Genomic DNA, 1,256 nt, shown 5'->3' with positions numbered 1-1,256 from the left:
TCAGGATGAACTGTGTTTAAATCCAAATAATAATTAAAATTTTTCCAAATAATATTTTGTTTTAGGAAGGTTGTAACTGATATTCCCTTCCTGTTTTCGCAATTGCGAAGCTCTGCTTAATTAATTTATTTACAGCTGCTATCAAAGCAACTTTATGTGGCTTGCCCTTTGCCCTCAATCGCTCATACAGCTCTTTACACGCTTTGTTGCATCTTATTGCAGATGTTGCAGCCATATACAGTACTTTGCGTACCTGTCCCATCCCCATTTTACAGATATGGTTCTTGCCTTTTATGCTGGTTCCGGACTCATATATTCTTGGCGCAAGACCAAAGTAAGATATTAGCCTTTTATGGTTTTCAAACATTTTGAAGCCATCGGTTAAAATAATTAGCAATGATGCACTTCGTGGGCCTATACCTGGGATGCTCCTTAAATTTTGTGATAATCTGGCGTAGCTTTTGGCTATTAGGTTTTCAATTTCCTTTTCTTTTTCCAGTATCTTTTTATCGTACTGTTCAAGTTCCGTTGTTATCTCCTCATTAAGCTTGGCATCTATGGTTGCCGCGGCTTCAAAAGCATGGAGTTGATTGTATAGCATTCTTCTACGCGCCTTTAATCCCTCAAGATAGCTTTCCAGGTTTCTGATGTGCAATATCTCTTTTGACGGCATTACCCATTCTTTCGGACGGGTCAGAGCAGTAAATTTCGCAATTAGAACAGCATCTTTTTTATCTGTTTTTGTTCTGGAAAGCTGCATTTGAGAAAACCTGCGAACTACCAGTGGATTGACTACTGAGACACTTTGCCCCTGTTCATGGAAAAATCTCGCCAATTGAAAATAATAAGGGCCTGTAGCTTCCATAGCAATATGGCTGCCAAGAACATGCCCAAGAGCCTCTCCAAAGCCAATACTGTCGTTACTAAATCTTTTCTCAAAAACCACTTTGTGGTCTTTTAAAACTGCAATGTCAAAATAATCCTTTGAACAATCGATACCTGTTACCATATTTGTAAATAGTGAGGATCACAGCAGCTTTTTATCATAACTTATCAATCGTAAAAACAGGCTCCCAGGCCTAATGAACTGTTCAAGTTTAGGATAAAGAAAGAGAAGGGGACTAACATCCTGAAGGACCTTATTGGCCAATGACGAGTAAAAGTCTTATTCCTTCTCTTTGCTGGATCTTTTATGCTGAACAAAATTATATCCTGTCAGCAATTCTCAAAACCTATTTATACAAACTTACGATGAC

The 1,256-nt window shown here is 38.2% G+C and carries 1 protein-coding gene; it reads right to left on the bottom strand.

The features are described from left to right. Nucleotides 1-61: 61 nt before the first annotated feature. On the bottom strand, nt 62-1,009 hold the full coding sequence (locus tag GJU39_RS23270) for an IS110 family RNA-guided transposase (protein ID WP_154283376.1): 948 nt from the start codon (nt 1,007-1,009) through the stop codon (nt 62-64). Nucleotides 1,010-1,256 lie beyond the last annotated feature (247 nt).

Source organism: Pedobacter petrophilus (assembly GCF_009674725.1).
GTDB classification, from domain to species: Bacteria; Bacteroidota; Bacteroidia; order Sphingobacteriales; family Sphingobacteriaceae; genus Pedobacter; species Pedobacter petrophilus.
The sequence above is the reverse complement of the archived record's forward strand: the minus strand, read 5'-3'. Positions and strand labels throughout refer to the sequence as shown.

Bases quoted from the DNA above. Each gene is read 5' to 3' on its own strand.
- GJU39_RS23270 (WP_154283376.1), bottom strand. From the start codon at position 1,009: ATGGTAACAGGTATCGATTGTTCAAAGGATTATTTTGACATTGCAGTT.